Origin of the sequence: Vibrio sp. ECSMB14106 (genome assembly GCF_000972265.1) — a bacterium.
Classification (GTDB): domain Bacteria; phylum Pseudomonadota; class Gammaproteobacteria; order Enterobacterales; family Vibrionaceae; genus Vibrio; species Vibrio kanaloae.
On record NZ_LAUM01000007.1, the window covers coordinates 186,407 to 201,528 of the forward strand.

Annotated in this window: 14 protein-coding genes; 8 read left to right on the forward strand and 6 right to left on the reverse strand. The window is 41.8% G+C overall.

Annotation, left to right across the window (positions count from 1 at the left end; genetic code table 11):
- Positions 1-10: 10 nt before the first annotated feature.
- From WR49_RS07690 to WR49_RS21700, 3 genes are all read right to left on the reverse strand, one after another.
- Positions 11-1,282, reverse strand: a complete 1,272-nt coding sequence (locus WR49_RS07690) for a DEAD/DEAH box helicase (RefSeq protein WP_046223622.1) — start codon at positions 1,280-1,282, stop codon at positions 11-13.
- A gap of 57 nt (positions 1,283-1,339) precedes the next feature.
- A complete protein-coding gene (locus WR49_RS07695; protein ID WP_046223623.1) occupies positions 1,340-1,951 on the reverse strand; it encodes an acyl carrier protein phosphodiesterase in 612 nt (203 codons plus the stop codon).
- Between the two features lie 171 nt (positions 1,952-2,122).
- Entirely contained in the window at positions 2,123-2,251 is a 129-nt protein-coding gene (locus tag WR49_RS21700) for a hypothetical protein (RefSeq protein WP_017058346.1), read from the reverse strand.
- Between the two features lie 445 nt (positions 2,252-2,696).
- Here WR49_RS21700 and WR49_RS07700 point away from each other — a divergent pair, with 445 nt between their 5' ends.
- The 3 genes from WR49_RS07700 (at position 2,697) to WR49_RS21785 (ending at position 6,111) form a co-directional block, all read left to right on the forward strand.
- Positions 2,697-3,920: an aromatic amino acid transport family protein gene (locus WR49_RS07700; RefSeq protein WP_046223624.1), complete on the forward strand. Its 1,224-nt coding sequence runs from the start codon at positions 2,697-2,699 to the stop codon at positions 3,918-3,920.
- Positions 3,921-4,068: 148 nt separating this feature from the next.
- Positions 4,069-5,493: a methyl-accepting chemotaxis protein gene (locus tag WR49_RS07705; RefSeq protein WP_017058348.1), complete on the forward strand. Its 1,425-nt coding sequence runs from the start codon at positions 4,069-4,071 to the stop codon at positions 5,491-5,493.
- A 402-nt stretch (positions 5,494-5,895) separates the two neighbouring features.
- Entirely contained in the window at positions 5,896-6,111 is a 216-nt protein-coding gene (locus WR49_RS21785) for a hypothetical protein (protein WP_077681496.1), read from the forward strand.
- Here the strand turns inward: WR49_RS21785 and WR49_RS07710 are convergent.
- Positions 6,053-6,778 carry an HAD-IA family hydrolase gene (locus tag WR49_RS07710; RefSeq protein ID WP_017058349.1) on the reverse strand — a complete coding sequence of 242 codons (726 nt, stop codon included), beginning with the start codon at positions 6,776-6,778 and terminating at the stop codon, positions 6,053-6,055. The two genes, WR49_RS21785 and WR49_RS07710, sit on opposite strands and share 59 nt — an antisense overlap.
- 354 nt (positions 6,779-7,132) lie before the next feature.
- Positions 7,133-7,627: a hypothetical protein gene (locus WR49_RS07715; protein ID WP_017058350.1), complete on the reverse strand. Its 495-nt coding sequence runs from the start codon at positions 7,625-7,627 to the stop codon at positions 7,133-7,135.
- 248 nt (positions 7,628-7,875) lie between these two features.
- On the opposite strand from WR49_RS07715, the gene WR49_RS07720 reads away from it, so the two are divergent.
- The 4 genes from WR49_RS07720 (at position 7,876) to WR49_RS07735 (ending at position 13,979) form a co-directional block, all read left to right on the forward strand.
- Positions 7,876-8,352, forward strand: a complete 477-nt coding sequence (locus tag WR49_RS07720) for a CreA family protein (protein WP_046223625.1) — start codon at positions 7,876-7,878, stop codon at positions 8,350-8,352.
- 116 nt (positions 8,353-8,468) lie between these two features.
- Positions 8,469-9,773, forward strand: coding sequence for an inosine/guanosine kinase (locus WR49_RS07725; protein WP_046223626.1), 1,305 nt, complete (start codon positions 8,469-8,471; stop codon positions 9,771-9,773).
- Between the two features lie 294 nt (positions 9,774-10,067).
- Positions 10,068-11,816 (forward strand): formate--tetrahydrofolate ligase, encoded by a 1,749-nt coding sequence (locus tag WR49_RS07730; RefSeq protein WP_017058365.1) that lies wholly within the window; start codon positions 10,068-10,070, stop codon positions 11,814-11,816.
- 258 nt (positions 11,817-12,074) lie between these two features.
- Positions 12,075-13,979: a sensor domain-containing diguanylate cyclase gene (locus WR49_RS07735; protein ID WP_046223627.1), complete on the forward strand. Its 1,905-nt coding sequence runs from the start codon at positions 12,075-12,077 to the stop codon at positions 13,977-13,979.
- 35 nt (positions 13,980-14,014) lie between these two features.
- On the opposite strand, the gene WR49_RS07740 is transcribed toward WR49_RS07735, so the two are convergent.
- A complete protein-coding gene (locus WR49_RS07740; RefSeq protein ID WP_017058367.1) occupies positions 14,015-14,620 on the reverse strand; it encodes a beta-phosphoglucomutase family hydrolase in 606 nt (201 codons plus the stop codon).
- An 87-nt stretch (positions 14,621-14,707) separates the two neighbouring features.
- On the opposite strand from WR49_RS07740, the gene arfB reads away from it, so the two are divergent.
- Complete coding sequence (gene arfB, locus WR49_RS07745; protein ID WP_017058368.1) at positions 14,708-15,118, forward strand: alternative ribosome rescue aminoacyl-tRNA hydrolase ArfB; 411 nt, start codon at positions 14,708-14,710, stop codon at positions 15,116-15,118.
- Positions 15,119-15,122: the final 4 nt, after the last annotated feature.

Sequence of the window (15,122 nt, forward strand, 5' to 3'; positions counted from 1 at the left end):
AACCCCTTTCTTAACGACGCGCTTTACCACGATTTTGATGGATCTTAAGCTTCGCTTTCATCTTGCGCTTTTCTGATGAACGACTCTTACTACGACCACCGCGCTCGGGGGCAAGGTCTTTTTCAAGAATTGGTTCAAAGCCCTCTAACCACTCTTGAGGCAAACGCGTATCCAGTAGTCGCTCGATATCACCCAATAGGTACGCTTCATCCTGACTCATCAAAGAGATTGCTAAGCCACTGTTACCTGCACGGCCAGTACGACCAATGCGATGAACGTAGTCTTCCGCTTTGAATGGCATATCGTAGTTCACTACTTGTTCTAGCTGCTGAATATCGATACCTCGTGCTGCAACATCAGTTGCAATCAACGCTCGCACCTTGCCTGATTTAAAATCATCCAGTGCCTTTTGGCGTGCACCTTGGCTCTTATCACCATTGATTGATGCCGCTTTTATGCCGTCTAGCTTAAGCTCTTTTACGAGCGCATCAGTTCCCTGCTTAGTTTTGGTGAATACCAACACTTGTTGCCAGTTCTTTGAACCGATCAAGTATGCCAATAGTTCACTTTTACGTGATTTATCAACCGGATAAACCATCTGAGTCACTGTGTCAGCTGTGCTGTTTTTAGGCGTCACTTGAATTTCACTTGGTGACTGCATCATGCGATACGCAATTGCTTTGATCTTGTTATCGAACGTAGCCGAGAAGAACAGGGTTTGGCGAACTTCATTCATACGCGAAAGAATGCGTTTAATATCTGGCATAAAACCCATATCAAGCATACGGTCAGCTTCGTCCAATACCAATACTTCTGTCTGGCTCAGCATAATGTTCTTAGTGAACATATGATCAATCAAACGGCCAGGTGTTGCTACCAAGATATCTGCGCCTGCGCGTAAGTTGTCAGTTTGAACCTTCATGCTTACACCGCCATAAGCCACAACCACTTTCAGGTCTGTGCCTTTCGCGTAGCTGGTTACATTATCAAACACCTGTTGTGCGAGTTCACGAGTTGGTACTAAAACCAATGCACGAACTAACTTAGGGTTGGGGATAACGTTGTCTTTAGTCTCGATTAATCTTTGAATAATAGGCAAACCAAATGCTGCCGTTTTACCGGTACCCGTTTGCGCACCTGCCAATACATCTTTACCTTCTAATACCAACGGAATCGCTTGCTCTTGAACACTGGTTGGAGCTGTAAAATTTAGCTCTGATAGCGTAGTAAGAAGGTGCTCAGACAATCCAAGTTGATTAAAAGATTTAGTAGGTTCAGACATAGTATGATGCTCAAAGATTAAATAGGCGCGGATTGTAGCAAACCTGCATTACGCTGTTTACCTTTCCTTTTGATTTTTCATCAATTGAAGCGTACTAAACTGGTTTGCTTCCGCTAAAACGCTTGGATATAGCTCATTAAAGTGACACTGCAACTTATCATAGTGGCGTTCGAGGTCTTGGTAACAGTTTTTTAACATGCCTAGCTTAGGCCTTCTTAAAGCCATTCGCTGTAATACCAGCTCAATAGAAGACATGTCTTGATAGCTTTCCAACCATCGTTGTTCTGCCATCTTATGATGAATAGTAATGAAGCTTTCAGGCCAGTGTGACTCTTGATGCTCAAAAATCTGTTGATGACTGTCTAAACAAAAGTGCTCTAACGATTGTGTCGAGAACTTCTCCCAATGATTAACCAAACAATGATCCCAGAATACATCGAGCGCAATAGGCGCAAAGCGTCTTGTTTGGTCTGAAAAGAGAGATTTTGCAGAGCGTGAAACATCATGACGGTCAGTATAGCTATCAACGAACCGATGAAGTCTTATGCCGTTAGAAAGCGAATCTGAATAGTATTTATTGGGGTCACCCTTAACGAAGTCACCTAACAAATTACCGGCTAAGTTGCTGTGACAGTGTTGAGCGATGTGTAGGTGTGCGAGAAAGTTCATTGAACCTCATTAAAGTATCGAGAACTAAGTAACATGGTAAACGTACTCGTTTATCTTCGCGAACTTTAATGAGGATAGTTTTGCTATGAAGTGTGAGCGAATGAGATTTGCTCAGTTTAAGAATTGTTTAATTTGAGAATGTTGAACTACAAAATCTTTAGCTAAGAAAGCTTAGTTTGAAGATTTAAAAAGTTCTTCTGCCAACTGTTGAACGGTCTGCTCATAGTCAGATAAATCAATGCCGATTTCCATAGCATCTAACAACTCAAGACTTTCGTCATTATAAGATTGGTCACTCATAGTGCCCCCTCTATTCCTTGGTGTGGACATAATGTCCTGTTAACTAGTGCACCATCTTGGACTTATATTATGTCACTTTGATGAACGCACTCTACTTTACCCATTCCATATTTATAGCTTGAAGCTACTCGCGATCATTAACGCTTGTTACGCTAAAGGGGTATGCGCGAACGACATATGTACTAACACCTTACACTAAGTACAACTAATTACTCTAAAAGTTTTGAAGCGGATCATAGTCAAACGTTTGCCCTTTTCATTCCACTCATCGAACTCAACCACATGTACAATAATATTTACAGTGGATATTTAAAATTACATTAAGCATTGCATTTGAAATTAAACTCAATCAGAATACTTAAAAATCGAGATATTCTTTGGGTTTATTCTCTTAAGCTAGAAGAATTACAACGTAAACACACCTTAACGTAAAGAATTATATACGATGAATAAATCAAAGGTTTTTGGTAGTACTTTGATCATTGCAGGCACTACAATTGGTGCTGGAATGCTCGCCCTTCCACTCGCTTCAGCTGGAATTGGTTTCTCAACTTCACTTTTTTTAATGCTGGGGTTATGGGCTCTAATGGCCTTCACTGCATTATTAATGGTGGAGCTTCACCAATTCGCAGAATCGGACGCCACCCTACATACTTTAGCTCACACAATTTTAGGGACCAAAGGAAAGTGGATAGCGAGCTTCGCCGTTATGTTTCTCTTCTACGCTTTATGTGCGGCATACATAGCCGGTGGTGGTGCACAATTTAATCAGCGCATCTCTGAAATCACTAACATTCAACTTAATAGCCAAATCACAACGCTTTTGTTCACACTGTTGGTTGCATGCGTTGTGACCATTGGTACACATAGTGTCGACAAAGTTAACCGAGTTTTATTTGGATTAAAGTTGATCACAATGGTCATCGTGCTCAGCTTCTTAGCTCCAAATATCACTTCGCAGTACCTAATGAGCATGCCTTTACAACAAGGCCTTGTTGTTGCCGCGATTCCGGTTGTATTTACCTCTTTTGGTTTTCACGGCAGTATTCCATCAATCGTCCGGTACTTAGATGGTGATGTTCGCTCTTTACGTAAGGTAATGATTATTGGTTCTGCACTGCCGTTGGTTATATACGTATTCTGGCAGAGCGTAACTTTAGGTGTAGTTAGCCAAGAACAGTTGCTATCAGACACAAGCTTAGGCGCACTTTTAGTCTCACTGTCACAAACCGTTCAACAATCAAACTTAAGCGTGATAGTTGGTGTATTTGCCGATCTTGCGCTTCTGACTTCTTTTATTGGCGTTAGTTTAGGTTTGTTTGAATTCATGGGCGATTCATTGAGCAAGAAACTAGGCAAGGCAAAACGCGTTAAAACAGCCGCTATCACCTTCTTGCCACCGCTGGGTTTTGCGTTATTTTATCCACAAGGTTTCATCATGGCCTTGGGTTATGCTGCAATTGCACTGTCAGTATTGGCAATTCTTTTACCAACCGTGATGGTATACAAAGTGCGCTACACGAATTTCTCAGCAAAGCCTCAAGGTACAGAAGCGACCTACCAAGTGTTAGGCGGAAGCAAAGCGTTATTTTTAGCCGGCAGCGTTGGTGTATTTATCATTGCCACTCAAATTCTTATTTCAGTGGGATTACTACCTTCATTAGGTTAATAAACCCATATCTAACAATTACACTTGATGGAGATCTCATAAATGGCATGTTGGTATCATTAATTTTCACAATTAGTTGATTGTTGTCACATTTTTATTGAGATCGGTTATTTAGAGTCCACGGTAAAGGATTTACCGTGGAGTTTTTATGAAAGAAGTACAATTTCGAACGATAGACAAATTGTTTATTAAAATGTCTATTAATGACAAGTTTTGGGTCATTTTCTTGATCTTTTTTGCCGCCCTGGCAAGCCTAGCCGGACTCAACTACGTCAACGAAATAGAGCAAATTGACGCTAGTAAAAAACAGCAAGTCGAGTATCAATTGAAAGGTATTTTAGCGGCTTCAGATTCACCGGCCTCTGTTCGCTCAGTGAGTCAGCAATCTAAGCTTCAAGAAACCACTATTCTTAAGAATGGCGCGGTTACGGCAACAGCCTTAGCGCGAGACGGCAACTACTACTCTCTCACCAACTCAGATATCAATACACAAAATCAAAAGCAGCAGGCACTGTACTCTTTTTTACTCAGTTTTTTATGGTGTGTGCCTTTTGGTCTTTTCTGTTATTGGGTAGCGACCTTCTTAGGTGGCGCTCTTTGGGTACTTTACTCAACGACTCAAAAGATTGGTGATGGTGACTTAACTTCACGCCTTGGTTTCCACCCTGGCCGTGATGAATTTGGTACGATTGGTTGTGCACTCGATCGCTCAATGGACACCCTAAGTGAGTTGGTTAATAACGTTAATCACAGCGCAGCCTCACTAAGTGAAACGTCTGCTTCTTTCGAAAAAGAGATGAAGCGCAGCGAAACACAAATCATTAGCCAGAACTCATCCCTAGACTCTGTTGCGACAGCAATGGATCAGATGACGGCATCTGCGAATGAAGTGACTAATATTTCCGCGCGTGCAACAGAGCAAACTGAGCACGATACGCAGCAAATCAATGACAGCCACGCTAAAGTTCAACTTGCAATCTCAGAGATCACCACCCTTTCATCTTTGATTGAGCAAACCTCTTCTTCTGTTACCAGCTTGAATGTAAACACCAGCCAAATTAACGAAGTTATCACAACGATCAATGCTATTTCAGAGCAAACCAACCTACTTGCACTGAATGCTGCAATTGAAGCAGCTCGTGCGGGTGAACAAGGTCGTGGTTTCGCGGTCGTTGCTGATGAAGTGAGGACCCTTGCGAGCAGAACTCAATCAGCTACGGTTGAAATCCATGCAATGATTGAACGTTTACAACAAGAAAGTCAAAATATCGCAAAGATCACCGAGAAAACGGTCAATCAAGCACAAACCAGTAGCCAGTTGATTTCAAATATTGGTGATGACGTGAACTCTATCGCCGATTCAGCTCAAGCTCTAATGGACATGAGTATCCAGATAGCAACGTCAGCGGATGAGCAAAGTAGCGTCGCGAATACCGTCGCAGCGGAACTTAACGATATCCGTAGTCAATCCAATGTGATTAAAGACGTGGTACAAAACTCTTCAAACGGCGTATCTAAGCTAACAGAAGCATCGGTGTCTTTATCTAAAACATTAGCAAGATACCGTACTTAGTGTTCGATCTAAATAACACTAAGTGACTCTAAGTTAAAATCAACGAAACTAAGAAGGGCTCGATAGAGTCCTTCTTCCTTATGAGTGTTTTAAATTCGTTTGCACTGAAAGCTAGGTTGTCATTAAAGATATATCGCTCTGAGGTCTGATCTCACAGTTTCAATCCAACCATTGGCTGCAAAGCCTACCGTTACAACATCGAAACTAGCACCGAAAAAGTAACGTATTCATCTAAAACGAGACGCACAACGGTTGCCCACTAACTATCGAATTATCATTACCATGAAGCAAGTCGCAAAGGAAAGATTATGAGACATCAAAACTGTCTAACAATCGAGCTTAGGGGTAATCTAATGGAGCAGGTCTTACTTTCGCTTACCCTCTTGCTGCAGGTGACACATAATGAATAATACAAAAGCATCAAATATCGAAAACGTTACATGTCCTTTATGTCAACACGACGAATATCTACTTTCGGAAAGTGGAGAAAAGTTTACGTGTGCATCTTGTGGTTTCCATACCAAACAATTCAGTAAAATCGTTAGCCTTCAGTTAGGTGCTAACCCGCCAAAGCTTCCGAGTTCGGTATACCATCACTTAAACAGTGCTTACCATTAAGCCAAACCGAAATTTCTTCTAAACTGTATATATCCTGAGCCGCTAGCTCTGCTGAGTCGGCTTCTGGATCCACTATAGACTCATCAACACTTGGACGTAACCGGAATGACTGAACACCGGCACGAACACCAGCTTCCACTCCTTTCAAGGTATCATCAACATAGATGCACTCATTGGGCAAGAAACCCATGCTCATTGCGGTATACATAATCAGATCTGGCTCTGGCTTCCAGCTATTTGCATCAAAAGCTGAAAACACCTTCCCCTTAAAGTCATCGAGCATTCCTGTCATTGCCAATGACGATTCAACTCGAGATTTAGGCGCATTTGAGGCAATACAAAACTCAATGTCTTGCTGCTTTAGGAACTCAATAAGAGCGATCGCACCATCCATTGGCTTTAGATGTCGTTGGAATAGTGCTTCTAGCTCTGCACGATATAGTGGTTCAAGTGTATCAATAGAAATAGATAGCCCAAGACGTTCTCGTGTATCCATTAAGATATCGGCCAACTTTCCGCCTTGAAAGTGTGCATAGCAGTCAGTAACGTTTAGATCAGCCCCAAAACAGGCGAATACATTCACCAAAGCTTGGCAGCATAACTTTTCACTATCAATAAGTGTTCCGTCACAATCAAAAATCACACACTTCGTCTGTTCTAACCGCATAGATATATCACTCGTACTGAATCCAAGCTTTATCCTATAGCGTTATTTCACCCCTAAGGATGACTAAGGTAACAGTTTACCGATACCCTCTTATTTCTCTTCACGAAATATGCAGTGGATCACTTTAACGCACCAAGATAAGCAACAGATCTCATTTTAATTGGACAATGATGAATATTACTTGGCTTATAAAAGTCACCAAATGTCCTATAAAAATGTAAGTTTGAGAAAGAGCTTTGAAGAGGGTTCGCATAAATATAACACCAATCACAGTAAGTGAGTGATCATATATACCGCCCCCCTTTGTTAAAAGGCCGTGCATTGTATTAAGGTCAACGCTTTCTCAAGGAACCTTTAGTTTTCTAGCCACACTTTACGGTTAGAATCTTGACCTTCTACCCAAAAGTCATGCAGCTGCTTAGCAAAGCCGATCACATTTTGGTCATCTTCATTCACAACATCCGATATCAGCAACTCATCATCTTTTTCTGTAACGATGGCACTCGCTACAACATCACCTTTTTGAGTGCCTACATATAATTCATGTTCATCCGATAACATTATCTGGCTCAAAAACTCTACGATATTGGCCCTATCCGCTTTATCTGAGTAAGCACTCGCTTGGTTAAGTGAGAATAGTACCGTCAACTTATGGAAGTCGACTTTATGCAGTTCATCTATTTCAGTGGGAGTTTGGTGTTGCGGGAGGAGTTGATAAGTTCTTTGGGATAGTTGTTTTTTATAGATCTCTCGACCTAGAAGACTTTCCTTTGCGGGGTACGCTATGTCGAGCTGACCAAATAGCCATTGATTTTTATTATGTGCAATTTCAGGTATTTCATTATTCATTCTTTTAGTACCTACGGTTAGTATCCCCAAATATCACAATTATTTGGAAGGCATATGATCGGTTGAAGTGCCGAGCTACAAACAGAGAGCATACAGAGCATGAACATGGCCAACAAGTAGTTTAAATGCTTGTTAGTTTTCATTATCCAACAACATCCTTTAAGAAGTTAGCGAAAAGCTCTACACTAATATGCGAACTTTCAATAATCTTCATACTAAACAGAACTATACAAACCAAAGGACTTCTTATGAAAAAAGCCTTAATAGCAGTAGGTATCCTCTTTATGTTAGCCGGCTGTTCAGACAACGAGGTTGGTGACGTCTCTTTGGGCTTCTTCACTCTCAAGGACATAAAAATGTCATCTTTGGATGATGATAAAATTCCAGGCGTGACGTGTCATATAGCTTCAGTTGAGGCAAATCTTAGCCTTTCGGACCCAAGTGACAGCTCTATTTCTTGTCGTCAAACCGGTGAAATCACACCAGAAATGATTGCTAAAATAGACAAGAGTAAATCTGGTGAAGTGGTCTTTAAACAATCAAAAAGCATCTTCTTTAAGACCATGAAGGTTCGTCGTATCTACGACGCGGCGAATCAATCACTGCTCTACTTGTCTTACACAACCAAAGAAACAGAAGGCAGTTTTAAACACAGCCTTTCAACTGTTCCACTATTAGGTACAAAAGCTTACGTTGAACCGTCAACGTTAATACCAACAGAATAGTGATACCGAGTCACCTGTACAATGTCTGTACAGGTGACTCTGAATGTAATAAAAATGAAAGAAACAGAAGAAAAACGTGATATCATGCGGCAAAATTTTTTCACTGTATTTTTCATATGAAGTTTCCTGGACAGCGTAAATCTAAGCACTACTTTCCAACTCACGCACGTGATCCGTTGGTCAACCAAATTCAACAAACACCTAAACTACACCGCGCAACCATTGTTGGTGTTGGCCAGACTATTGTTGATATCGAAGCCCGTGTTGACGACGCGTTCCTAGAAAAATATGAACTGAGTAAAGGCCACTCTCTTGTATTGGAAGAAAGTAAAGCCGATGCGCTGTATGAGGAGCTCGTTGAATCTGGTTTGATCACGCATCAATACCCTGGCGATACTATCGGCAATACACTGCACAACTATTCCGTTCTAGCAGACAGTAAATCAGTACTGCTTGGTGTAATGTCTAAGAAAATTGAAGTTGGCTCATTTGGTTACCGTTACCTTTGTCGTACCTCTTCACGTATGAACTTAAACCACCTACAAACTGTTGATGGTCCAATTGGTCGTTGTTACACGCTCATTACCGAAGATGGCGAACGTACGTTTGCGATCAACGAAGGGCATATGAACCAGTTGCTTCCTGAAAGTATTCCTGAACAAATTTTCGAAAAAGCCTCTGCATTAGTTGTCTCTTCATACCTAATGCGTGGTAACCCTGACGATCCAATGCCAAAAGCCGTACAAAAAGCGATCGAATACGCGAAAGCGCACAATGTGCCTGTTGTACTAACGCTTGGCACTAAATACGTGATCGAAGGCAACGCTGAATGGTGGCAAGAATACCTCAAAGAAAACGTAACGATCGTCGCGATGAATGAAGATGAAGGTGAAGCGTTAACTGGTGAGAAAGATCCGCTGCTGGCTGCCAACAAAGCACTTGAGTGGGTGGACTTAGTTCTATGTACAGCAGGTCCTATCGGCTTATACATGGCAGGCTATACAGACGAGTTAGCGAAGCGTGAAACAACGTTTCCATTACTTCCAGGAAATATTCCAGAATTCAACAAATATGAATTCAGCCGTTCGATGCGTAAGCAAGACTGTAAACAACCAGTAAAAGTGTACTCTCACATCGGTCCTTACCTTGGTGGCCCCCTTGAGATTAAGAACACAAATGGCGCTGGTGATGGCGCGCTTTCTGCTCTGTTACACGACATGGCAGCTAATAGCTACCACCATGTTAACGTACCGAATTCAGAGAAACACGAGTACACTTGTCTTACGTACTCGTCACTGTCTCAAATTTGTAAGTACGCAAACCGTGTCAGCTACGAAGTGTTAACTCAGCACTCTCCGCGTCTTTCTCGTGCATTACCTGAGCGCGAAGATAGCTTAGAAGAAACATACTGGGATCGTTAATCTGGCCATAGCCAGTCGGCTAATTGGTTTGATGAACCAAATCCAGATCATCCATTCCTCAAAAAGAGTTGCTATAGGCAGCTCTTTTTGTATTAATCATCAATATAAACGTGATGAAATGCGACCACTTCAATATTTTGCTCGTTTAAGAATTGATCCTGCGCAATAACTCTTTAGATCTATCACCTTCCAGCACATAATTCGTGTGGTTGCCTTTACTTGGCCGATTTATACAGTAATATCGCCAGGCAACCGTTTACGTACTACCTTTCGGTTCTGATATAAGGATCAAACATGCTGTCTGATATTGATATTTGTCGCACAACTCCCCTTAAAAACATCACTGATATTGCTGAACAAGCAGGCCTACAACATAACGAACACCAGCCATTGGGCTTATATAAGTCTAAAGTGTCTTTAACATTGTTGGAGCGTCTAGCAGATCAACCTGATGGCAAACTAGTTATCGTGACCGCTATCACTCCAACTCCTCTCGGTGAAGGCAAAACCGTTACCACAGTTGGGCTAGCGCAAGGCCTAGTTAAGATTAATCACTCAGCGATGGCTTGCATTCGTCAACCTTCAATGGGGCCGGTATTTGGTGTGAAAGGTGGCGCGGCTGGCGGTGGGTACTCTCAGGTTGCCCCTATGGAGCAGTTAAACCTTCACCTAACAGGTGACATTCACGCGGTGACTGCAGCTCATAATCTCGCCTCTGCCGCAATTGACGCACGTTTGTATCATGAACAGCGCGAAGGTTTAGAAGCATTTGAAGCGCGATCTGGTTTAAAAGCGCTGGATATCGACCCAAACAGAATAGTATGGCGACGTGTACTCGACCATAATGACCGTGCACTGCGCATGATCACGGTAGGTAAAAACGAAACGGGCAAAACCATCAATGGTTACGAACGCGAAGATGGATTTGATATATCAGCCGCTTCAGAGCTGATGGCCATTCTTGCACTTGCTAATGACCTTCAAGACTTACGAAAACGTATCGGTCGTATCGTACTCGCCTATAACTATCAAGGTATGCCATTAACGGCAGATGACTTCAACGTTGCAGGGGCTATGACAGTAACAATGAAGGATTCTATTGAGCCTACACTAATGCAAACCCTTGAAGGTGTCCCTACCTTAATTCATGCGGGGCCATTTGCGAACATCGCCCATGGTAACTCTTCAATTATTGCCGACAAGATAGCCTTAAAGCTCAGTGACTTTGTTGTGACAGAAGGTGGATTTGGCTCAGACATGGGTTTTGAAAAAGCGTGCAATATAAAAGTAAAAGCCTCAAACAAGAAGCCCGATTGCGCAGTAATTGTAGCAACTTTACGTGGATTAAAAGCTAACTCCGGCTTATACGGTTTGGAGCTAGGTACAGCCCTACCAGACTCGATCTTGAATGAAAACCAAGATGCACTCATTGCAGGATTTGATAACCTTAAATGGCATATCAACAACGTCAAGCAATACCAAGTGCCTACAGTTGTTGCGATTAACCGATTCCCACAAGACTCAACTCAAGAACTAGATGCTTTGAAACAGATGATCACCGACTTCGACCCAAACGTTAGCGTTGAAGTGAGCGAAGCATTTGGTCGAGGTGGCGAAGGGGCGAATCAATTGGCTCACGCCGTAGTAAAAGCTTGCCAAAAAGAGAGTGAATTTAAGCCTTTGTATCACTCAGAACAAAGCCTAGAAGAAAAGCTAATGGCAGTCGCTGAAGTTGGCTATGGCGCGGCAAGTATCACACTATCACCACTTGCTAAGCAACAGCTCGAAGAGTTCAACAAACATGGTTATAGCGGTCTATCCGTTTGTTTGGCAAAAACCCCCTTGTCTATCTCTACTGAAACACACATAAAAGGCGCGCCAACTCAATTTGATGTGCCCATTAGAGAACTCAAACTGTGTGCAGGTGCTGGTTACGTTTACGCGTTATGCGGCAATGTAATGACAATGCCCGGCTTACCAGATAGACCTGCATTTATGTCGTTAGACATTGATGACGAAGGGAGCATCATTGGTTTAAATTAGTGATTACAGAGCCTTAGTAAATAGAATAAAAACACGAACAAAGGTCCTGCTCATGCTCCTTCGAGTATTACTGGCATCAGCAGGACTCAATTTAACGATGACTTGTTGTTACTTATATGGCTTAATTAACAGTCTCAAAGCAAAAAGTTGCACTAAAACCGCAGTAATATGCAATTATTGCTTAAAGTTCTGGGTCAAGATCACATTAAAAGCCCTATAAAATATATAGTATTGCACCGGATTCTTTGAGGACGGTGGATGAATACAAGTATAAAAAAGCTGATCAGCCAATTTCTGTGCACTATGTTTGCCTTAGGGTTAGTACCAGCACTCTACATTAACTCTGAATTTGACAGAGTTGAAGCTCAGCACACGCTAAATATCAAACAATCCAGTCAAAACCAAATAGAATACAGCTTCCACAAGCTAGCTATTATTGTGGAACAAGTATCCAATTCAGTCCCTTCCATTGCTGATTCAAAAACGTTACTTCGCGCCATTAAAGAACCATCGATTATTCACAGAGAAGTATTGCAAGATCTTTGGATAATGTTGGCTCGTACTCAACAATATTACTCTCAGCTTCGCTACTTAGACTTAAAAGGTAATGAGATTTTCCGTATAAACTACCGCAATAAGAAAGCGACGATAGTTCCAACTCATAAGCTTCAAAATAAATCGGATCGTGACTACTTTGAAAAGCTTAGTCGCTTAAAAATAGGTGAAGTCATTTCAAGTAGCATTGATTTAGAAGTCGAAAATGGCGAAGTCGTTCACCCATTGACTCCTACATTGCGAATTATGACCCCAGTTGCTTCAGAAGGTCGTGTTCTTGGTTATTTTATTGCAAACCTGAACATTCTAGAAATCTACGAACGCCTTCTTTATCAAATCAACACATCTGCAGCCGTACCTGTAATACTCAATAAAACGGGACATATCATCATGGGGCCTGATCTTGAAGAATCATTTGGACACCTTCTTGAGTCACGCTCAAATAAAACTTACGCAAATCTTTACCCCGAACTTTGGCAAGCAATTCAAGACAACACTTCTTCTAGCTATTTTGACGGTAAAAATTGGTACTTCCATGCAAATATCAGCCCCAAGATAAAGCAATTTGAAGACCCAATATACATGGTTCTTCATATTAAAAATCAACAATTTAGTAGTCAATACCAAAGAGAAAACCACGCGATCATTGTGCAAGTTATTACACTCACAATACTAATCTCAATGATTTCAGCAGGCTTCGTGCTATGGAATAAAAACCACAAAAAGAACAGCATCGAAAGCCAATTAGCCAAAGTGGCAATGAATGGCATGTCGGCCTTAGTCATTACCGACAGAAATAATCGAATCATTAAAGTGAACCAGGAGTTTACTCGTGTAAGTGGCTACGATTTGGAAGATGTGAAAGGCCGCCAACCTTCTATGTTTGCCTCTGGCCGCTACAACCAGGAGTTCTACATTAAAATGTGGAGCGTAATCAAGCAAAAAGGCATGTGGGAAGGTGAAGTGGTGAATCGTCGTAAAGACGGATCGTTGATTACGGAAATACTTCGAATTCAAACCATCAAAGACTCAAAAGGTACCATTCAATTTTATGTCGCATCATTTGTAGATATAAGTAAACACAAAGAACTTGAGAACAAACTAAGAAATTTGAGTGAGAAAGATGCATTAGCAGGCTGTTGGAACCGACGTAAGTTCGACCGTGAACTTCGCGACGAATGCTCTCGTGTAAATCGTTATCCGACCCGAGAACAGTCTTGCTTAGCTATCTTAGATATTGACCACTTCAAACGTATTAACGATCGGTTTGGCCACGACTATGGTGATCGAGTCATTCAAACCGTCGCTCGAATATTACAAAGAGAATGTCGTGAAACCGACTTTGTCGCTCGTATTGGTGGCGAAGAGTTTGGCGTTATTTTACCTCATACAACAACTGAAGAAGCAGAGTATGTACTTAACAGGCTAAGAATAGCTATCAGCATTGAACTCGACAACGTGACAACGGTAAGCGGAGGAATCACCAACCTCACAGATGACCCTGCACTCAATTATAAGTGCGCAGACTTAGCATTATACGAGGCAAAAGCGGCAGGTCGAAATAATGTGTGTTTGTTCCTAGACGCTGAAATGAACGAGATCGCCTAGCGGAGAGAGTAATATCGTCTATACTAGGCTGTACTTTAGTCTGGTGCTGGATAAAACTCTAATTGATTACCTTCCACCACTAGAATGCAATCCATGTCCGCAGCGTGCGCCGCCTGCTTACCAAGATTGGTATCTTCAAATACAACACACTGCTTTGGCCGCAAACCCATTCCTAAACATGCATCCAAGAAAGTGTCAGGGTTTGGCTTATGATTCTTAACGTCGCTCGCTGTTACCAAAATATCAAGCTTATTCAAGATGTCCGTTTTCTCTAGCAATTGTTCAGCGCTTTTACGCTGACTGCCCGTCCCTACCGCAATTTTCTTGTCGCCTAAGTATTCTAACAACAAAGAATGGGTACAAGGGATAACGTCTCCTTTGTCTTCAATTGCCGCAAACGCAGCCATTTTAAATGTCGACACCGCGTGGGGGTCGAGTGATAAACCATACTTACTGTTCACTTCACCGGCGATCTTATAACTCGGCATACCACCTAAACTATGTAGCCAAGACGCTTCGAAATGAAATCCGAACTGCTCTGCCGTTTTTTGCCATGCTTTGACATGAGCAGGCATTGTATCGATTAACGTACCATCCATATCAAAGATCAACCCTTCATACATCGTCAAATCTATTTTCATTACTACTACCACTCTTTAAGAAAGTTACTGATACCATAACCAATATTCAGTATCATGACCGCATATTTCCGTTAACTATGGATGTTTATGTTACAAATATCTAACTCTGTTTCGATTCAAGACTGGGAGATCCAGTTAACAGCGATCAGAGCACAAGGGGCTGGCGGCCAAAACGTCAATAAAGTATCAAGCGCGATACATTTACGTTTTGACATTAAGCACTCCACCCTATCTGATTTCTATAAAGAGAAACTATTAGCATACAAAGATAGCCGCATCACCAAAGAGGGTGTGATTATCATTAAGGCGCAGCAATATAGAACTCAAGAACAAAACCGAGACGATGCTTTGGTGCGTTTGAAAGAACTCATCTTAGAAGCAACAAAAGTTCAAAAAGTGAGACGAGCGACAAAACCGACAAAAGGTTCTCAAAAGAGACGTTTAGAAAGTAAAAAACAAAGAAGTACCACAAAACAACTCCGAGGAAAAATCAGCTAATCGT

What these genes read in the sequence shown, in the direction of transcription:
- WR49_RS07690 (WP_046223622.1), bottom strand. Translation starts at nt 1,282, where the DNA reads ATGTCTGAACCTACTAAATCTTTTAATCAACTTGGATTGTCTGAGCAC.
- WR49_RS07695 (WP_046223623.1), bottom strand. Translation starts at nt 1,951, where the DNA reads ATGAACTTTCTCGCACACCTACACATCGCTCAACACTGTCACAGCAAC.
- WR49_RS21700 (WP_017058346.1), bottom strand. Translation starts at nt 2,251, where the DNA reads ATGAGTGACCAATCTTATAATGACGAAAGTCTTGAGTTGTTAGATGCT.
- WR49_RS07700 (WP_046223624.1), top strand. Translation starts at nt 2,697, where the DNA reads ATGAATAAATCAAAGGTTTTTGGTAGTACTTTGATCATTGCAGGCACT.
- WR49_RS07705 (WP_017058348.1), top strand. Translation starts at nt 4,069, where the DNA reads ATGAAAGAAGTACAATTTCGAACGATAGACAAATTGTTTATTAAAATG.
- WR49_RS21785 (WP_077681496.1), top strand. Translation starts at nt 5,896, where the DNA reads ATGAATAATACAAAAGCATCAAATATCGAAAACGTTACATGTCCTTTA.
- WR49_RS07710 (WP_017058349.1), bottom strand. Translation starts at nt 6,778, where the DNA reads ATGCGGTTAGAACAGACGAAGTGTGTGATTTTTGATTGTGACGGAACA.
- WR49_RS07715 (WP_017058350.1), bottom strand. Translation starts at nt 7,627, where the DNA reads ATGAATAATGAAATACCTGAAATTGCACATAATAAAAATCAATGGCTA.
- WR49_RS07720 (WP_046223625.1), top strand. Translation starts at nt 7,876, where the DNA reads ATGAAAAAAGCCTTAATAGCAGTAGGTATCCTCTTTATGTTAGCCGGC.
- WR49_RS07725 (WP_046223626.1), top strand. Translation starts at nt 8,469, where the DNA reads ATGAAGTTTCCTGGACAGCGTAAATCTAAGCACTACTTTCCAACTCAC.
- WR49_RS07730 (WP_017058365.1), top strand. Translation starts at nt 10,068, where the DNA reads ATGCTGTCTGATATTGATATTTGTCGCACAACTCCCCTTAAAAACATC.
- WR49_RS07735 (WP_046223627.1), top strand. Translation starts at nt 12,075, where the DNA reads ATGAATACAAGTATAAAAAAGCTGATCAGCCAATTTCTGTGCACTATG.
- WR49_RS07740 (WP_017058367.1), bottom strand. Translation starts at nt 14,620, where the DNA reads ATGAAAATAGATTTGACGATGTATGAAGGGTTGATCTTTGATATGGAT.
- arfB (WP_017058368.1), top strand. Translation starts at nt 14,708, where the DNA reads ATGTTACAAATATCTAACTCTGTTTCGATTCAAGACTGGGAGATCCAG.